The sequence below is a fragment of the Nocardia sp. NPDC051787 genome (assembly GCF_040681325.1).
Lineage (GTDB): Bacteria > Actinomycetota > Actinomycetes > Mycobacteriales > Mycobacteriaceae > Nocardia.
Genome location: NZ_JBFAYO010000004.1, coordinates 1 through 18,418, shown reverse-complemented (window position 1 = coordinate 18,418; position 18,418 = coordinate 1). Strand labels below are relative to the sequence as shown.

At 64.7% G+C, this 18,418-nt stretch carries 11 protein-coding genes; 8 read left to right on the top strand and 3 right to left on the bottom strand.

Annotated elements, in window-relative coordinates; all coding sequences use genetic code 11:
- Window positions 1-420: 420 nt before the first annotated feature.
- From AB0M45_RS05265 to AB0M45_RS05240, 6 genes are all read left to right on the top strand, one after another.
- Window positions 421-1,968 (top strand): hypothetical protein, encoded by a 1,548-nt coding sequence (locus AB0M45_RS05265; protein ID WP_364323140.1) that lies wholly within the window; start codon window positions 421-423, stop codon window positions 1,966-1,968.
- Window positions 1,969-1,979: 11 nt separating this feature from the next.
- Window positions 1,980-4,874 (top strand): DUF6603 domain-containing protein, encoded by a 2,895-nt coding sequence (locus AB0M45_RS05260; RefSeq protein WP_364323137.1) that lies wholly within the window; start codon window positions 1,980-1,982, stop codon window positions 4,872-4,874.
- Between the two features lie 24 nt (window positions 4,875-4,898).
- On the top strand, window positions 4,899-7,247 hold the full coding sequence (locus tag AB0M45_RS05255; RefSeq protein WP_364323135.1) for a hypothetical protein: 2,349 nt from the start codon (window positions 4,899-4,901) through the stop codon (window positions 7,245-7,247).
- Window positions 7,248-7,281: 34 nt separating this feature from the next.
- Window positions 7,282-11,277, top strand: coding sequence for a hypothetical protein (locus tag AB0M45_RS05250; RefSeq protein WP_364323133.1), 3,996 nt, complete (start codon window positions 7,282-7,284; stop codon window positions 11,275-11,277).
- A 227-nt stretch (window positions 11,278-11,504) separates the two neighbouring features.
- Window positions 11,505-12,875, top strand: a complete 1,371-nt coding sequence (locus AB0M45_RS05245) for a hypothetical protein (protein WP_364323131.1) — start codon at window positions 11,505-11,507, stop codon at window positions 12,873-12,875.
- Between the two features lie 18 nt (window positions 12,876-12,893).
- Window positions 12,894-14,063 (top strand): hypothetical protein, encoded by a 1,170-nt coding sequence (locus AB0M45_RS05240; RefSeq protein ID WP_364323129.1) that lies wholly within the window; start codon window positions 12,894-12,896, stop codon window positions 14,061-14,063.
- Between the two features lie 68 nt (window positions 14,064-14,131).
- On the opposite strand, the gene AB0M45_RS05235 is transcribed toward AB0M45_RS05240, so the two are convergent.
- Together AB0M45_RS05235 and AB0M45_RS05230 are read right to left on the bottom strand one after the other, a co-directional pair.
- Window positions 14,132-15,190, bottom strand: a complete 1,059-nt coding sequence (locus AB0M45_RS05235; RefSeq protein WP_364323127.1) for an IS110 family transposase — start codon at window positions 15,188-15,190, stop codon at window positions 14,132-14,134.
- Between the two features lie 730 nt (window positions 15,191-15,920).
- The gene (locus tag AB0M45_RS05230) at window positions 15,921-16,433 is read right to left on the bottom strand and encodes a hypothetical protein (RefSeq protein ID WP_364323125.1); all 513 of its coding nucleotides are present in this window, start codon (window positions 16,431-16,433) and stop codon (window positions 15,921-15,923) included.
- Between the two features lie 183 nt (window positions 16,434-16,616).
- On the opposite strand from AB0M45_RS05230, the gene AB0M45_RS05225 reads away from it, so the two are divergent.
- Together AB0M45_RS05225 and AB0M45_RS05220 are read left to right on the top strand one after the other, a co-directional pair.
- Window positions 16,617-16,880 carry a hypothetical protein gene (locus AB0M45_RS05225; protein WP_364323122.1) on the top strand — a complete coding sequence of 88 codons (264 nt, stop codon included), beginning with the start codon at window positions 16,617-16,619 and terminating at the stop codon, window positions 16,878-16,880.
- A gap of 286 nt (window positions 16,881-17,166) precedes the next feature.
- Entirely contained in the window at window positions 17,167-17,724 is a 558-nt protein-coding gene (locus AB0M45_RS05220) for a hypothetical protein (protein WP_364323120.1), read from the top strand.
- A 60-nt stretch (window positions 17,725-17,784) separates the two neighbouring features.
- Here AB0M45_RS05220 and AB0M45_RS05215 read toward each other — a convergent pair whose 3' ends face one another.
- Window positions 17,785-17,976: a DUF6011 domain-containing protein gene (locus AB0M45_RS05215; protein ID WP_364323118.1), complete on the bottom strand. Its 192-nt coding sequence runs from the start codon at window positions 17,974-17,976 to the stop codon at window positions 17,785-17,787.
- Window positions 17,977-18,418: the final 442 nt, after the last annotated feature.

Here is an 18,418-nt window from a genome sequence, read left to right as displayed (position 1 = left end):
GCCTGCTCCCCGCCGCCGGCAAAGGGTATTTGGGCAGCGCTCCGGAGAGGCGGGGGTCGGTGCATCGATCTGTCATACCCTAAGAATGAAGTCTCCATAGGCTCGTTCTCGAAGAAAGCATTCTTCGACAGCGCGAGAGACCTCTATGAGTACATGCACCGGCTCGAGACAATGAAAATATTTCCGTGTAATTTAAGCCACAATTACGGATTGCAAGGGTTGAGAAAATGTAAGTTCAAGATTCAGTCGCCGTTCCCGACACAAGACGCCATCGAAGCGGAAATTTCCGGAGACAGGTTTCCCAGACTTCTGCCTCGGACAGCATCGCGCAGCCTGGCATGAAAGGCCGCCTCGGCGAGAACGTCCGCCATCTACCGAAAGCGAGAATTCAGTTCTCGTGGAGGGAGTGTCGAGTAAGATATGAAATCCTACAATGCAGCGTTCTCAGCCTCTTTTCACACCCCCTGGCAGAACGCCGACCGCAGCACCCACGGCGCAACGGTGCCTCCTAGTGCGTACTTTCTGTATGGCAGCGGAAATGGCGCCGAGGGAGTTCAATACGACCGCTATGCGTGGGCGGCGGACCAGGGAAAGCCGTGGCTCGGAGACCAGCCCCTCGACAGCGGATCACTGTTCGACCTGCTCGGCGGCATCAGCATCTTCACACCCAACAACCCCCGCGGCCTCGACGGTACCAAGCCATTGGACGCCGCGCTGTGCTTCGAAGGCGCATCCAAAGTCTACCTATTTCAGGGCGAAAGTTGTTACCGGGTCTCTATCGCGAAACCCACTGCGCAGGAACTTGATACCGATACACAATCCCGGACCATCAAGAGCGTGTTCGGGTATGATTTCGACGAAGGCGGCGGTAAGGAATTCCCCTTCGGGTCGGTAGACGCAACCCTGTACTCCCCGACAGATCGTAGGATCTGGTTCTTCCACGATTCCGACTGTGAATCCGTCGACTACCTCGAATTCAAACCGGACCACTGGGATCCCTCCGCCGGGGGCACCGTGCCCAGCATCCGCAGCGCATGGCCCGACATCCCCAGCGAATTCACCGACAAGGTGACCTGGGCCGCCACCGTCATCAGCAGCGATGACGGCACATATCAAGACCGCGGATATCTCAGTAACGGCACCGCGGTGGGCGCCGTCATCCCCAGCACCCGTAAGCCAGCCAATTATACGGTCATCTTCACCGAACCGGGCGAGCATCTCTTTTCCGTCCCCGCGAATGTATCGCGAATCACCATAGAATTGTGGGGCCCGGGCGGAGCAGGCGGCGCCAGCGGCTCTGGATACGGTGCCGCCACCAACGGTGGCAACGGCGGTGCAGGCGCCTACATAAAACATGTCACCACTTCCGCGCTCTCCTGTCCGACGACCGTCCATGTCGGCGGCCAGGGCGATTACACCTGCTATCCCGCACAGAACCCCACCCTCGTCGCCGGTGGTGGCGGTGGTGGCGGAGGCGGTGGCGGCTGCGGCGCCTACGACAGCTACGGCGGAGATGGTGGCAATGGCGGCGGTGGCAATGGCGGCGATGGTCACGGCGGCAACCTCGGCGGCAGTGGGGGCAGCGGTGGTGTCGGCAGCAGCGGCGACGGTAGCGGCGCCGAAGGTAGCGGCAGCGAAGGTGGTGACGGCGGCAGTCGTGGTGGTGGCGGCGGGGGCGGCTACGAGGACGGCGGTGGCGGCGGGGGCGGCGGCGGGGGTCACGGCTACCAGGGCGAGGGCGCTGGCGGCGGTGGCGGCGACGCCCGTGCCGGCGGTGGCGGTGGCGCCCAAGGCCCGAGCCACTATCCCACGAATGCTGTTTTCAAGCCGTGCGCCGATGGCGACCCGCGCACCCCGTATACACCGCTCAACACCAGCGCGGGATTCGGCGGCAGCGGCGGCGATGCCTGGGACGGCGGCAAACCGGGAGGCGATGGCGCCGCCCGCATATCCGTCGAAATCAGCTGAAGAGGTGAGGCATGACCAGCTACGAGTCGGACGAGCGCACTGTGAAAGACATATTGGCGGACTACGACATTCATCCCGACGGTGGTGTCGATTCCATGCCGGAGGTGTCGCTCGCGCGGAGAGTCAGGACGCGACAGACAGGTAGCGGGACGCCGGGGGATCCTCTCGTGGTGTGCGGGGAATCGGACGACGCGAAACGTTTCGTGTTCCTGCTCGCCGGCGTGAAGATGTCGAATGAGGACCGCATCTATGTTGCGTTGTCTGCCAGCAAGACCGACTACAAACTGGGACACCTGCCTTTGGTCGGGGGCGACGTACCCGAATACGGCGACGTAGTTCTGGATTACGGCGGTACGGGACTGGTGACGGGAACGCTGGGGCCGGACGTACTGACCCAAATCAATAGTACGCTCAGCACCTTCGATTCGAGCTTTCCGTTGCGTTTCCCCTCGAAGTTCAAAGGTCTCGCCCGAACCGCGGGGTGCGCGTTTCTCAACTTCAGGCTGCTCGACAAGGGGCATCTGATTTTCGTTCCGCATCTGACGCAGAATTCCGTGCCGGCGTGGACAGACGTCGATACCGGGATCGGAAGCCTTTATGTCCGCCGCCTGGGATGCACGTACGAGCCCCACGACGGCGGTCTGTTCACCCTGAAGGCATGGGTGGACGGCACAGTGGCGATAGGGAAAGCAGCGGATCCGGATCCTGCGGAGCGGAAGGACGCGCAGGGAGGCGACAAGGGAATTGCCCTCGAGGTGATCGGCCTCAACGTGGGGTTCACCACTAATGCGGACTATACCTGGTCCCTCGTCGTCGGCCTGCCGGAGGGATACGGCCTGCATTTCGTGCGGAAACCGGTCGAGATCGGCGGGGGTTTCGCCGTCATCCATGACAACCCGGACTACGAAATTCTCGCCGAGGGTGGCCTGACGCTCTCCATGCCCGGCCTGAGCTTCGAAATCCTGGGCGCTTATGCGCGAGCGCACCCGGGGCATGCGTCGCCGGATTTCCCCATGGTCTTCCTGTTCCTGCTGCTGCGGCTCACCGCCGAGGCGGAGAACACTCCGCCGCAGGGAGTGGAGGTATTTCCCGGCGTAATGCTCACCGGCCTGTGCTTCGGTATCGGGATGAACAGCGAGCTCCAGGTGCCCGGCCCCGCCGCGGTGTTGAAGTTCCCGCTCCTGACCCCTCTGATGCCCGGACCCCCTGCCGAGAACAGCCCCTTGGAGGTGGTGAACCGCCTCACGAGCGCCGATGGCGACCTCCACACCGTATGGGTGACCCCCCAGGATGGCGCGTTCTGGTTCGCGGTCGGTGTCGCGGCGAACATCGTCGAGGTATTCGACATCTGGGCGCTTCTGGTCATCTCGCTCCCGCAGAGCGGAGAATGGGCCGGCGCCCTGATCGGGACGCTGGATATGTCAGAATTCAGGAATATCTTCAAGGTGAAGGCTGCCATCGAAGCCGAGGTATCGGCGGATCTGGTGGCCGTCGGCGCCACACTCGCACCCAATAGCTACCTCTTCAGCGAAGATTTCATCAGCATCTCGGGCGCGATCGACCTTTACGTGTACGTCGGCGGCGATCATCGGAACCAGTGGGTGCTGACCGCAGGAGGATATCCGGCCGGGTACACGCGTCCCGGTTACTACCCGAACGTTCGGGACCGGCTCGGAATATCCGCCAGGACTCCGGTCGGAAAAAACCAGTGGCAGGGGTTGTCGGGGCAGGCATACCTGATGTTCTCCAATTCCGGGATGGCGGCCGGCGCCAGCCTGACGTTCACACTTGTGGACCTGAAAATCTGGAAGCTGAGCATCAAAGGCTGGTTTGCCATCTCCTTCGACTTCTGGGTTCAGTGGCATCCCTTCTACATCGATGCTTCGCTGCGGCTGAGTGCCGGGCTCCAGGTGAAATTCCTGGTGACCATAAAACTGGAAGTATCGGTGGGGCTGTCCATCTGGATGCCCCGCTTCGGCGGCAGAGCAGAAATCAGGCTTCCCTTCGGTATCAAGTTCTACCCCACGTTCGGCAACGATCCGGCGCCCCCGGCTCCGCTGTCCTGGGACGAGTGTGTCCAGCAGCTGCTACCCGCCGATGGGCGGCTGCTGGCGCGGGCCGAGTCCGGGCTGTTGCCGGTCCCGGGGACTCCCGACGCCGACGGCAGCACTCCGGGCCCACAGGACTCCGGCCCTGACGAGGTGTGGAATGTGTCGGTCCACGGATTCGTCTTCTCCACGTCGTGCGCGGTTCCCTCCACCAGCATGGTCGTCAACGGCTCGCAGATTTCGGCGGCCCATGCGACGACCGACGCCGAGGATGGCCCGGGGCTGAACGTGCGGCCGATGGGCCACGGTAAGGGCGAAGGTCTCGAGTCCATCCACACCGTAACCATCACCCACGGGGACACCGGTCAGCCCGTCGATCTCCACGAGCAACACTGGGTAGTAGAGCATGTCGCCCAAGGTGCCCCCGAGGCGCTGTGGGGGAAGCCGCTGGACCGAGACGCCGCACCGGATCTGAGTTCTTCCGGCCTCGTCGACGCTTACACCGGCCTACGCGTCCGTATCCCCGACGCCACGCTCGGCGCCAGCATCCCGGCCATCGACTCGGAGGACCTCGACGTCGAGCCCATCGACCCCGACAGCAGCCTGCCCATCAACCCCACCGCCACGACACCGCCCGACCAGCCGCTCCCGAGCGCAGGCGCTCAGGCCGTCACCATCATCGCCACCACCCTCACCGCGCAAGCCGCCGCACGCACCCGCCTGGACGCGGCCCTGCGGCGCTGCCGAACCCTCACGGGAGACATCCAGGACTACAGCCCGCACACCGACGACGCTCTCACCCGCTACGAAGCACGCGTCACGCACGGCCTCTACACCACCGACCCCCTCATGCTCTGAACGCCGGGAAGTAGGAGAACTCTCATGGCGACACCACGCCTCATCACCTTCTACGACTCCTACACTCCGTTCCTGACGGGAGGTAGGTATGCGATCACCATTCGTCAGGAGATTCGCGACGCCGACGGGCAACCGCTCAGTCATCCCGGGGAACGTGGTGATCAATTTCCCGCAATCACGCAGCATTTCGAGGTGCATGCCCCGCGTTTCGCTCTGCAGCCCGGATTCGTGCACGCGGTACACCCGCCGTCCGGCGCGGTCGGTCCCTTCGACAGTCAGCTGGCGCATGTGAGCCTGACCCGGCTAATGCTGCCATGGGAGCAGATTCTGGCCGAGGGCACCGATGGAGAGTACGAAGGCGAACGCGTTCCCTGGATGGCGCTGCTCGTTTTCGCCGAGAACGAGTTGCCCGGAGATCCGCACGCACAAGGCACTGCGGATACCAAGTACACCGTGCAGGACGTGCTCGACCTGCAGAAAGACCCCCGCTCCACCGTTCTCGGCCCCAAGATCGAACCAGATGCGGTCATTCCGCAGGTGTTACAGAGCCAATGCCGGACGATCGATGTTCCGGCGAAGGTGTTCACGGCGGTCGTTCCTCGTTTCGACGAGTTGAAGTATTTGACGCATGTCCGTGAGGTGACCGAGCGTCCCACGCTGTCGGCGAAGGCGAAGATGTCGGCGGAAGAATTCACCGAGACGGGACAATACACACTGGTGCTGGCGAGCCGGTTCCCCCGCACCACCGGGAACTACGCCGCCCACCTCGTCTCGCTGGAGGGCTTTGTCGACTGTCTGAAGCCCGAGGGGGGTCCTCGAACACCGGACGGCATCGATTCCGTGCGGTTGGTGTCACTGGTGTCGTGGTCGTTCACGTCGCATCCGGACCCCAGGGGACACTTCTCCGAAGTCGTCCACAACCTCGCTCTGCCCGGCGAGCCCAATGACGACGAGCAGCACCCGAATCCGGATCATGAAAATGCGCTGTCCCTGCGACTGCCACCACCGGCCGACGAGGACACCGAAGAGACCGCGGAAGTGAACAAACGCCTGCGGTGGGGGTATGCGCCGCTGTCGTATCGGACCGCCGACGGAGAGCAGACCTTCGCCTGGTACCGAGGACCGCTGACCCCCGTGCCGCCGACTCCGCTGCCGCCCGGCCTGCCATCCTTCACCCGAGCATCCGATTCCGGGGACCATCGCGCCGAGACAGACGCGGCACCGGTCATAGGCACGCCCGATGGGTTGCTGATCTACGTCCAGCAGTGGGGTGTGTTCGATCTGACCTACGCCGTGGCATGGACGATGGGGCGGCTGCTGGCACTGTCCCACGCACCGGCCCGCTCCGCCCAGAAGGCATTCCGGCGAAAGGCCCGCACCGCCTTCTCGGCAGCGATGACCCGCCTGACGACCCCGCCCGAGATCAGCGGCCTTGACCCCCGCACCCTGACCACCGCGGCAGCCATAGCTCACCCGCGCCCGGCCACCGACCGGTTGCACACTCTCCTCGCCGACGGTCTGGCGAGGCGCCTGACCCGGCGGCGCGCCCGGCCCGGCGCCGGGCCGACGCCCAGAGCCCAGCCCCCCGCCGCGCCGACCCGAGCACACCGGCTGCGTACCGTCCTCGAGCGGGGCGAGGTTCATGAGGCGATCGCCCGCGGCTTGGCCGACGAGACGGGGCCGGTCGGCGACATCATCAACGCTCTCGCGACACTGGATTTGGTGCCCTTCGATCATTTGGTGGCCGACCAGCGGATGCTTCCTCGGGAGAGTGTGCGCTTCTTCTACGTGGATCCCACCTGGATCACCGCGCTCGTCGACGGGTTCCTCAACGCCGGTGTTCAGACCACCACGGACAACGTCCTGCAGGAGACGGTCCTGCGGCGCTTGGCGGTCGACGCGAACAGCGTCCCGTGGCCCAAGGCCGGGCTCCTGTTGCGCTCGCGACTGGCCCGCGACTGGCCGGGACTGATCATCGAAGGCGACAAGGACGGGCGGCCGGTCGAGATCGTGCGCCGGGAATACCTTGCCCCCGACCTGCTGCTGTGTCTTTTCGCCGAAGCTCCCGACACGGTCACGTTCGCCGAGCCCCATCAAGATCTGTATATCGGCGCCCAGGCCGAAGACGGCGATCTCTTTCTCGACTTGCGATACCTGGCAGACAACGGCCGGACGGGCGCGCCGATCAGCGACGATAACGTCCAGGCCTATCTGCGTACCGGGACCGACACCATGGATATCCATCGGATCGCGCCCGAGCTCACCGGGCGCCTGCACGAACTCGGTCAGTTGCCGGACGGTGCATTGAGACCGGCCGGGTTCGCGGTGCAGTTGATTCAGTCCCCGACCCGGCAGACATTCAAGCAGCCGTAGCGGCCCACCGCCCTCGAGTACTGGGGAGCTTACGATGACCCACCCGTTGATCGTTCCCGTGCAGATCAAAACCTACCTCGTCAACACAGTGGCGAGTGAACGCGAAGAAGGCTACGGACATTGGACCCTCGACTTCACCGATCCGACGAATCTGGCGGTTCCGCCCGAGCCGTATCCCGACCCTGATCTGGTCGACCAGCCCGAGATAGGCGCACATGTGCACTGGTCGCTGCCGCACGCGCTACGTGCCCACCAGGCGGACGGGAACGAGTTTCCGCTGGTTCCCAACCGGTGGCTCGTCGTGCGCTCCAGCCGGCCTGCCGACGCGTCCCCCTCCTTCCAGGCCTGGGTGGTGGAAAGCGACAGTCTCGTCGATCCGGACAGCGTCGAGGACTCGAATAGTCCGGACTACGACGCTTGGCAGAACTACCCGTGGCAGGGGAACAATTCTCCCTATCCATTCACAGTGCCGAGGACGGACCAGTACTACACCCGGGGAGATCTCAAGGAGGGAACGATCGGGCGGGCGTTCGAGATCGACGCTTGGGAGGAGAAGAAGACAACCGATCTTTTTCTCACCGCGCTCGGTCCGGGACTTCCGGCCTTCTGCGGTTTCCTGCCGTATCACCGCGGCGTCTTCTCGTTCTACGACAATCTCGACGGCGTCGATCGATCGACCCTGGATTATCTTGTGCTGGGCTGGTATTCGGACCCGGCCGAGGACATCCTCGCCGCACGCCCGAAGCAACATTCGGCGTCCGGGGCGCCGGATCTGACCTCGCTACTGGACGCGTTGGGCTGGGCACCCGGTCGCATCGAGACGGACCGGGTCTCGGTATACGCCGGCGCGGCGTTACGGCTGCCGTGGGACAGAACGAACCGTGACTACCCCCAGGGGAACATGCCCGAGAGCGCGAGCCAAGCCCACCTCGCGGTGGGCCACAACACGGCCGAAGCCGAAACTGCCGACCTGCACGGTGACAGTGGCGATGTCGCTGTCGGCCGACTGCTGCATGCCTTTCTCACCGACGGCCTCGAAACACTCGACACCGCACCGCACAAGTTCGACGACCGTGTGCACAGCTCGTGGTTCATCCCATACGACATCGGCCACGCCTGGACTATCACCGATGCGCCGGGATCTCGGACCTCCGTGACGGAGGACGAACTGAACAAGGAGCGGGAATGGCTGGCCGGACTCAATGAGAAGCAGTACCGATATAACCTGCTCGCGCGCAACGAAATCGGATTGCAGAACAGGTTGTACGACCTGTGGCGGCTGGGCAAGATGCCTCCCGAGGACGGTGGTGCCAGACGACCGGCGGACTTCGACCCGGGTACGGCGATCGACAAGCTCGCGTCCGCATTGCGGCGAGTTCAGGCCGAGATGAAGGGCCTTCTCACTGAGGCGGATGGGATCCCTTACGGGGCGACGGCGGAGGAATTCGAGGCGAGCATCACCAGGTACGCGAGGGCTAAGGGTCTGGATCCGACGTGCCAGAATCCCGATGGTCTCCATCGCGTACTGAAAGCTGTCCCGCTGCCCCCTTTCTACACTCCCTATGATCCGGTCATCGTGCTCGGCGGAGTGAATGCCGAGGAGGAGCAGTATCCAGAGGCGCTGCCGTGTCGTTCCGACGATCAATTGGTGGCCGCCATGCTCATCGACAACAACATGCAGCCGCCCCCGGATCCGCCGCCCGTTCCCGACTGGGGCGCCAAACTTCCGGGCCACGTGCGGGCGTGCTTTGCCGGCCTGTTCAGTGAGTTCACGCTGCTGTCCCGGGCCGCCGTTGGTGGCACCGCCGAAGACAACGACCTGGTCGAGGACCTCGAGACCCTGGTTGACGGCGTCTCGGAGGCCTTCCACGATGCTGTGGGGCGCGCGACGGGTCCCGGCTATTTCACCAGCGTGTGGGACCAGCCGTGGTCGCCGGTTTACCTGCTGTGGGAGATGGACTACTATCCCATCCCGGCCGACGCCACCGACGGTTACCACTGGGTCTTCGACGTCGGCAGCGGCCGGTACCGGCTGACGAAAACCGATGCCCCGCAGCCGATATCCCCTTGGAAGTTCGTCGGTCGTTCCGCTTTGACGGACCTGCCGCGGCATCTGGTTAACGGCGCTGTCGAACGGCACCTGCGCCGCTACGGCGATGCCCCCCTCGAGGCTGTCGAGGATCTGGCCGGTCAGCTCGGCGTGGGAGAGATCTCGCAGATGCTGGAGGGTTTTCACCGCAATATGGATCAGCGCATGCCGGGCATGGGGGTCAAGCCGAACGAGAACGACCCGAGCGAGAGCGACCTGTGCGACGTGCTTGCCGGCTACGACTACCCCGACAGCGGCTTCCCCTCGCCCGACCCCGACGTGATGGCCCCGACCGCGAAATTCCGGTTTTTCCCTGCCTGCGCAGGACAGTTCGTTGTCACCTTCGCCGGTGTCGTGGACTCCATGGGACGCAACTTCACCTACATCGATGCCGGAGTCGGCGGCGAACTCAGCCCCGCGCAGCGCCTGCCGTGGATCGCCGACACCCTCGAGCCCAGCACCGAGAACAACCACCCGATCACGGTGGGGGAGAGGTGGACGAACCCCGGCTGCTACGTGCAACTGGCGCCACGCATCACCGCACCGACTCGGCTGCGATTCGATTGGGTCCCTGCCAACACTTCCGCCGCCGTCCCCGGGGCGGTCATCGACGACCCGCCGGTCGTGGCCACCTCGAGCGAACCGGCGCCGACTTCGGTGCTCGGCTGGCTGCTCGTGAACCACCTCTCCCAGTCCCTGCTCGTTTACGACGAATGCGGGCGCGGCATCATGGAAGCCCGTAAGGGGATAGGCACCGACGGGCACACCGAAGGGGCAGCCGTCGATTTGGCCACCCTCCCCACCTACCCCCACCACGACGACCCGACCGACCCGACCGGCGACTTCGCCCGCACCTGCCCCGAGCTTTTCGGTTTCCTCACCGGCCTGCGTAGCAGCGGCGCCGAGGCTTTCGACGCCCTCATGCGGCGCATCGACGACTCGGCCTCCACCGCCCCGCCTCCCGGCAACGACGGCACGATGGTGGCGCCGCTGGTCGGGACGCCCGTCGCGCTGCTGCGGGCCCGGCTGACTCTGGAGAGCTTCACGCTGCCCCCTACGGATCCCAGCTGGGGCAGCGACTCCGCGCCGTACCCGGTGCTGGACTTCCCCACGCCCGACTACTTGAAAAAGCAGTGGAGGTGGAACATCCGGCTGGGCAGCCAGCAACAGAACGACGACGGTGTCATCGTGACCACCGACGGTCTGATCGGCTACTTCACCCACAAGACCGACGGCCCCGACGGACCTGTCCTGCCGGATGAGAACACCGATTACAGCGTCTTCCGCACCGCCGACGGCGGGGACAGCGGCTACGCCCGCAAGATCACCGCTCAGGACCTCGCGTTGCCGGTCAACCTCGCGCCCATGCCGGAAAATCCGCATGCCCACGGAGACGACCCGGTCACACCGGTCGTCGCCTACGTGACGATGCTGGTCCACCCGTGGGCAGAGATCACCGCAGTGACCGACATCGTGCCCGCGGTCAGCGTCCGCCTGCCCGACGACGCTGTCCGCACACCTCTGTCACGATTGCAGATCGCCTGCCCGGTCGGCCCGATCCTGGCCGGCACCCGCCCCGGCCCGACCGGCGAACCCGATCCGAACACCGGGGCGGTCACCCAGGTGACAGCCATGGTCATGCCCCGACCTGACGCGTGGACCGGCATCTGGGGCTGGTCCGAACCGCGCTCGGACGGCACCGGTCACACGGCTGGAAGCCAGGCGGCGCAGACCGCCGTGCAGTGGGACAACTACCCCATCACCTCGCCTGACGTCGTCGCCCACCTCGACCAGCCCAATTCCGTCGCCCGCACCGGCTATCTGACCCTGACCACCACCCTCGACCAGATCGCGTTCCCGACACAAGACATGCCGGAGACGACGAACTCCTCGCAGGTTCCGATCGATGCGGCGCCCCGTCCGCGCCAGGAGCAGCCCTAGTGACCAGCCGCGACGAAATTCACCCCGCCGACCGGGCTCCCACGGGGCCGCCGGTGCAGTTCTGGCCGACCGGCGACGACGGAACCTTCGAGAATTTCTACGCCGACGACACCCCGGCGATAACCCGAGGCGAAACCACCACCCTGCATTGGACCTGCACGAACAACCCGGTTGTCCACTACACCCTGTACTACGACACCGGAGGTGAAAACGCCCAGCAGGTCACGGTGAACGACACGGACCTGTTCCAGAGACAAGACCCCGACGACCCCGACAGCCCACTCAAATACGCACAGCCGAACCCCGGCGACCCCGGCAAACTCCTCGATTTCGCCTATCCGACCGAGCCCTTGGACGGCATCGCCGTGGGCTGCCACCTCCAGGCTGTCTGCAAACAGCACGGAGTCGAAGAAACCCAGGACCTGACCACCGCGACATTTGTCCATCGCGGTGATCTCGAAGCCGGCAACATCAACCTCACCGGAACCGCCCGCATCCTCACCCAGACCCAGGAAGGCTTCGCTAACAACACGCAATACATCGCGCTCACCGACGGGTTCCTGTGTGGTTCGGTCACCGACGGCAACAGGCTCTGGATACAGGTCACCCCTGCGAATCCCCGGACAGGCGGGCGGGCCGGTATGCCCTCCACCTGGCATATCCTTGTCGCCGATGCCGACTCCGAGGGCGCATACAACCGCAACCTCACCATTCCGATCGGCAAACACAGCACCCTCGCATTCGGGCTTCCCGACCCGCAGACATACAGCCTGACCTGGCACCCTGTCGGCATCGGAAACCTCACCGACAACCCGGCAGACAGCGTCGAAGCGCCGCTGCGCGCCCCCACCGCAGCCCATGCCGACGAAGCTGCCGGTGCACACTGGCCGGAAGACCGGCCCGTCGAAGACTTCTATCCCGCAAATCTCACCGTCCAAGCCGGTGACATCACCGACCTGCATTGGCACGGACCCGAAAACAGTGAGGGTTCACCATTCGGCTATGCCCTCACCTACAACGTTTCCAGCGGACCCTACTCCCGGACGGTTCGCCTGGACAACGACCAGATCCGCGCCTGTGGCACCAGCGATCCCGGAAACGAGAAGCTCGCTTACTTCACCGTCCCCACCGAGCCGCTCAACGGCATCGGTGTCGGCTACCACCTCCGAGCCACCTATAAGCCCGACGGCGATACCCCGGCCTTCATGGACCTGACCACCGCCAGCGTGATCCTGGATGGCGACCTGCAAGCCGGCCACCTTCGCATCACCGGGTCCAGTCGTATGCTCCACACCGGTCGGACGCCTCTCGTGCAGGGCACCGACTACACCGCACCGACAGACGGATTCCTCTTCGGCTCCGTCGCCGGCGGCACACTCTGTGTCAAGATCACGCCCCCTGGCACCTATGGGCCCGTCCCGCCGGAAGGCTTCACGATCACTTCGGCCTCTGCCGAGGATCTCCACGGCCGGGACAATCAGAACTTCACACTTCCCATTCGCAAAGCCAGCAAGGTCACATTCGCCACCACCGGAGACGCGGAACTGCAGTACAAACTCAGCTGGCACCCTCTCGGTCCCGAAGATCTCGCGCGATAGCCCGGAGAAGCACACACAATGAGCAACGACGGTCCCCTCCCCATCGTTCTGGAAAACTTCAGCACCGATCCGGAAACACCCAATGCCGGTAAGAACGTCACTCTCTATTTCTCGTTCAAGAACGACACGAACAGCGACATCACCTGTCAGGAAATCGCCATCGACCTCAATCCCGGCGATACTCCCGAGAATCTCTGTACCGACCAGGCCGTCCAGGACTCCAAAATCACACCGTCACGTCCCGGTAGCTGGGATTTCAAGCACGCATTCGACAAAAATAAAAACGTTCACTACCTCTCCCTTACACCACACGACCGTCGCCACCCCGTACTCCGCGCCGGTGATTCCCTGAACGTCAATATCACGGTCAAGGTCAGCGACAAGCTCCGATCCGACGACCTCACGACAACCATCATCACGGTCACCGAACACATCGATGACGCTCGGCCGTCCCAGGACATCCCGCTCGCAAAATGCCCCGCGGGAACCGTATTCGACAGTTTCCGCCCCGACCCGCCGGACAAGGTTCTCGTCGGGCAGGGCGAGCCCCTCCAGCTCAGCTGGTCGTGCGATCCGATCGGATTCGACAAGGGTGCAAGCCCGGGCAAGCCGTACTACACCCTCGCCATCGACTACGACCAGCTCGCCGGCCCCATGGACATCACCGACCTCAACGACGACGGCGCGGGCGCGTACACGGGCCCCGGCGAAAGCCATTCCCTCACCCTCTCCCACAGCACCCTCTTCATACTCACCCTCACCTTGTGGGACAAAACCCACCAGCAAAAACGCACCCATACACTGACCACGCTGGTCACCGTCCAACCAACGGATGTCGACCTCGACAACCTCTCCATCGATTACACCGCCAGCATCCTGAGGGATCCCCATCTCATCACCACCACCGGAAACCACACCGCAACGACCGACGGCCTCCTGCTGTGCACCGTCCGGGGCGACCATTCCGGCATCGTGGTCAAGGTGACAGCCCCCGGTGCACAAGAAGTCGATTATGCGATCAACACCAGCACAGCGGACCCCTACGACGACCCCACCCAGTTCACTGGCCGCAGAATGGTTCTGCCCATCGCCCGGGACAGCAACGTCTCCATCAGCTCGCCGGAAAGCGACGGTACCTACCGAGCGGCATGGTATCCCCTCGGTACCGGCACCCTCGCAAAGCGATGAGTGAAGGCGCCCTGACTTCGGTCAGGGTGCCTACGCCGGGACTGTGGATCTAACGGCTCCTCTCTGTGTCAAGTCTGGATGAGTAGAGAGGTACCGGTATCTCGAAGCATGACTCGGTAGACGATGTCGGCGAGCTGGCGCTTCAGGCATCGCAGTGCTTCCTTGTGGCCCTTTCCGGCGGCTCGTTTGCGTTGGTAGTAAGCGCGTCCGGCGGTGTCGCGGCGGATCTGGGTGATCGCGATGACATGCAGCGCGTAGTTGAGCTGGCGGTCGCCAGCACGGGAGAGCCGGTGGCGGCGGGTGTCTCCGGAGGAGACCTCGATCGGGGCCACGCCGCAGTCGGAGGCGAACGCGGCGGCGGACCGGAAGCGGCGTATATCGCTGGTGTGGGCGAGGATCTTGGCCGCCACTACGGTGCCGACGCCATGGATGGTGGTGAGGTGGGTGCGGGACTCGGTGACGGCAATGTCGAGGGAGTTGGTTGCGCTGTCGATGCGGCGATCGAGCCGGCGAAGCTCGACGATGAGGTCGACGGCGATCTGCCGCAGGGTGCGGCGGCAGTGTTCGCGTGGGCGCACCGACCGAAGCAGCTGCGAGGCAGCTTCAGCGGTGAGTCGTTTCGGCAGCCCAGCCGGCACCAACCGGGCCAGCATGCCGTGCAACCGGTTGGCGGTCTGGGTTCGGGTACGGATCAGGTCGTCGCGGTACTCGGTGAGCGTGCGCAGCACCTGCGCCGTCTCGTCGGTGCGCACCGATCGCAGTCCGGTGCTGTTGAGCGCGGCGATGCCGACCGACAGCGCGTCGGCTTCGTCGTTCTTGCGGCCGTGCCCGGTGGAAAGCATTCGCACCCGTAGGGCGAGTTTCGCTGGCACATCGAGGCATTCGATTCCGTCGTCGGCCAGCTTCTGCGCCAGAGGGGCGCCGAGGCCGCGTGCTCCTTCGATCGCCCAGACCGCCTGGGGCCAGTCTTGGGCGAATCTGCGTAGCCGCCGATAGCCCGCGCGACTGACATCGACGCGCAGCGAACCCAGTGGCTGGCATTGTTGATCCACGATGACCGCCGTCCACGATGCTTTGTGGGGGTCGACAGCGATCACGACGCGATCGGCGGGACCAGATTTCGGCACGACACCTCCATGAAAACCTTGAACAGAAACGGGTTCCAACAAGGAGGGCAAACCAACTTCGGGCGATGCAGACCTCTCTCGAGCCACTCCCGTCGGCGGCCGCGGCCGGGACGCAAGCCGTTAGAAGGTCAGCCCCAGCAGGCGACAGGTGTTTGCCGAGCGACCCCGACCGCAGCCTCGAAGATCATGGCTGCAGAGACCCACATTGCGCACTGATGGTGGAAGAGGTGTGTCCCCGATCGGTGGCTTCGGCGCGATCAGTTGAGGGCAACTGGCTGCTCGGGGGTGTGGAGTGGTGCAGACGCGCAGGTGAGCGGCGGTCTGGAAAGTGAACGGTCCGAATGCAAGAGATGTGACGTGGAGGGGCCGGGCCGTCATTATCTGGCCGTTATCGCTGATGCAAGAGGTATGAACGGCGGGGACTGGCGAAAAGTGAGGCGGGTGGGCTGTCGAGGTTGCTTTGTGGAGAGGGGAAGTCGCGAGGTTTGCCCGCGGGCGGTGAGCTGTTCGAAATGTCCGGGTTCGTCGTTACGGTCCCGGCATGCTCGAGATCCTCACCGGTGCAGGCGTCATCGGACTCGGCGGCTTCGTCTGGTGGCTGCGGCACGACGGCCGCTGCGTCTGCTCGCCGGGGTTGCCGCCTTCGCTCACCCCGATCCCTCACGACGCGGCAGCGCCCTGGCCGTGCTCGCCATGCTGCTGCGCACGCATCCGGCAAGGCCGGGGGCGGTCAGGTCAGCGGGTCAGGGCCGAACAGCATCAGTTGCTCGGCGCGCGTCGAGTCCGCGCGGACTGCGCGAGGGTCGGCGCCGAGCAGCGCCCGTACCCGGTCGCGGTCGGCGACGCGCTGCCCGAACCGGGCGGCGATGACCGCTGGCGGTGTCCCGGTCCGCCATTCGCGTTGTTCGGCGGTGGCGCGCAGGGTGCTCACGGACACCATTAGTCCGGCGTCGGCGCCGACCTCGCGCACGATGTCGTCGACCGTGCGTATCGCCACCCGGCGATGCGGTGCCCGCAGCGAGACGAACAGCGCCCGCTCGCTCACGGCGCGGTCGCGGCCGAGCAGCTGGCGGCGCCGCGCGAGCCAGGCCACGAACGCGGCGCGGGTGCCCGGCTGGATCGGCACGGTCCGGGTCCGGCCTGCGGAGTCGGTGACGTCGACGCTGCCGGGGTGGTCGGTCAGGTCGAGGGCGTCGACGGATCCAGGGCGCGTTTCTGCTGGTGTGGATACCGTCATCCGCATGGGAGAGACAGGTTTTGACGATCTCGAGTTCGCGCGCCAGCAGCTGCATGGTTCTGATCGCGAAACTGGACACCAGTTGGTCGTGAATCTCGGCACCGCCTGTTTGGGGAGGATGCGTATGTTCGCGAATTTTGACATCGCCGGGTGGTGGGCAGTCCCACTCGGGAGAGAACGAGGAACAGAATGCAGAACGGTTACCGTTCCACGCTGATGGAGCAGCTGCGGAAGTACGCGCCTTCGCTGCCTACGGGGAAGGTGGATTCTCTGCGCGAGACGGTGGTGGTGGGTGAGCTCTCGCTGGCCTCCGTCGATCTCGTCAGCGCATTGGTCGACGACGCGGTGCCCGTCGACCGGCAGGACGTGCCTACGCTGCGGTGGCTGCTCGAAAACGTGGCGCTGCCCCCGGATACTCCGGCCGACCTCGCCGACCGTCTGGTGGTCGAGTGAGAGTCCTTGACTCGACAGCAGCGCCTGGCTCCCTGGTTCGCTGCTGTTTCTCGGGTGGCTCGGGTCGCGGTTCCGGACATCGCTTTGTCGCGATCTCGGCACCTGGCGGATGTTCTTGGTCGTGAATCCCGGTGTCACCACGGCCAGTCGACCGGTCCGGCACCAGGGGTTGGCTGACCGGACGCGGAAGGTAAGTCGGGTACGGCTGGTGCCTGTCCCATTACCTCTGTGGTGCCGAAATTCGCGATCGAGGGCGAGTTGCAGTGGTGTCGGAATTCGCGACCAGGTGTCACCAGAATCCGCGATCAAAGCCAAGCTGCATCTGGCTGCCGAGGAGTTGAACGGCAGCGAGATGACGCCGCAGCTGCGGGTTCAGCTGGGGCTGCTGGCCGCGCAGGTCGCCGTCGCCGACCGCCTCTCCGCACTGCTCTCCGGTACCGACACCGTCGAGTCCGATCCTGTGGATACCCCGCCGGACATCGGGGAGGTCGAGGGTGTCGAGTGGACCCCCGCGGTGGCGGCGCAGATCCTGCGGTCCTCGACACCAGGCGGCTACCGGCTGGTGCAGGCTCTGATCGCCGAAGGTGGATCCGCTCCTGTCGGCAGGCTCTCAGAGCTGACCGGCGACAGCCTGCTGCGCGCGGCCACACAGTCACTCAACGTCGCGGCCCGGCGGGAAGGCGTCACCCGCGGCTTGCCAGAGCGGCGGCTGATCCAGGCAATCCGTTACCCGAATCCGCTCACTTCCAAGGTGGCCGCCTACTCGCTTCCGACCGAGTCGATTCCGGCGTTCACCGCCGCGATTGAGCTCCTGGACGACTTGCACCGCCGACTCCACGAATAACCCACCGTCCTCCCCCCGGGGGAATGACGGTGCACGCGTGCGCGCGTGGGTTTCGAGCGGCTACGCCGCGATGTCGAACAGGGCCAGCTCCTGGGGATGCTGTGCAGCTGCGGCGCGTTGTTCGGCGCGCTCGCGGATCGTGCAGGTCGGTCCGATTCCCTGTGCGACCGATTGCGGTGACAACAGCCAGCCGCCGCAGCGGCGGCAGTGCGTGACCAGTCTCACCGTGGGCCGTTCGTTGGTGGTGGCCATTCGTTCTCCTCCGGCCAGGGCAGCTCCGTTTGCGAAGTGTGGCATGACGGGCCGACATTGAACGAGGTCACAGCAGCGATCGGCTCGACTTGAATTGACGACCTTCCGCTTACAAGGCTGATGCTCTACCACAGCGACACCGTCGACTGCGCGTCCATATTGTCGGTGGGCCTCGATTTCGAGATACCAGGTTTGACCCCACCGGATCGGTTTGGCTCTTCTTGGTACTAGCGGTCGCAGTGGCGTGGGGTCCCGGCCAGTCCGGGACCCCTGGGGTCACGGCTACTGGAACCAGTGAGGAGCCGGAAAGCTTTCGGACAGCGAGTTTTTGGTTTCCTCAAGCTGCCTTGTTCCGTTCGAACCATTCGGACTCTACCTCGTTCGGTGTCCGATAGTCAATTCCGGAATGAAGCCGAATCTGATTGTACCGCAACTCGATATA

Excerpts from the sequence above, each read along its gene's own strand:
- AB0M45_RS05230 (WP_364323125.1), bottom strand. The coding sequence starts at position 16,433 with ATGCGGATGACGGTATCCACACCAGCAGAAACGCGCCCTGGATCCGTC.
- AB0M45_RS05240 (WP_364323129.1), top strand. The coding sequence starts at position 12,894 with ATGAGCAACGACGGTCCCCTCCCCATCGTTCTGGAAAACTTCAGCACC.
- AB0M45_RS05215 (WP_364323118.1), bottom strand. The coding sequence starts at position 17,976 with ATGGCCACCACCAACGAACGGCCCACGGTGAGACTGGTCACGCACTGC.
- AB0M45_RS05225 (WP_364323122.1), top strand. The coding sequence starts at position 16,617 with ATGCAGAACGGTTACCGTTCCACGCTGATGGAGCAGCTGCGGAAGTAC.
- AB0M45_RS05250 (WP_364323133.1), top strand. The coding sequence starts at position 7,282 with ATGACCCACCCGTTGATCGTTCCCGTGCAGATCAAAACCTACCTCGTC.
- AB0M45_RS05260 (WP_364323137.1), top strand. The coding sequence starts at position 1,980 with ATGACCAGCTACGAGTCGGACGAGCGCACTGTGAAAGACATATTGGCG.
- AB0M45_RS05265 (WP_364323140.1), top strand. The coding sequence starts at position 421 with ATGAAATCCTACAATGCAGCGTTCTCAGCCTCTTTTCACACCCCCTGG.
- AB0M45_RS05255 (WP_364323135.1), top strand. The coding sequence starts at position 4,899 with ATGGCGACACCACGCCTCATCACCTTCTACGACTCCTACACTCCGTTC.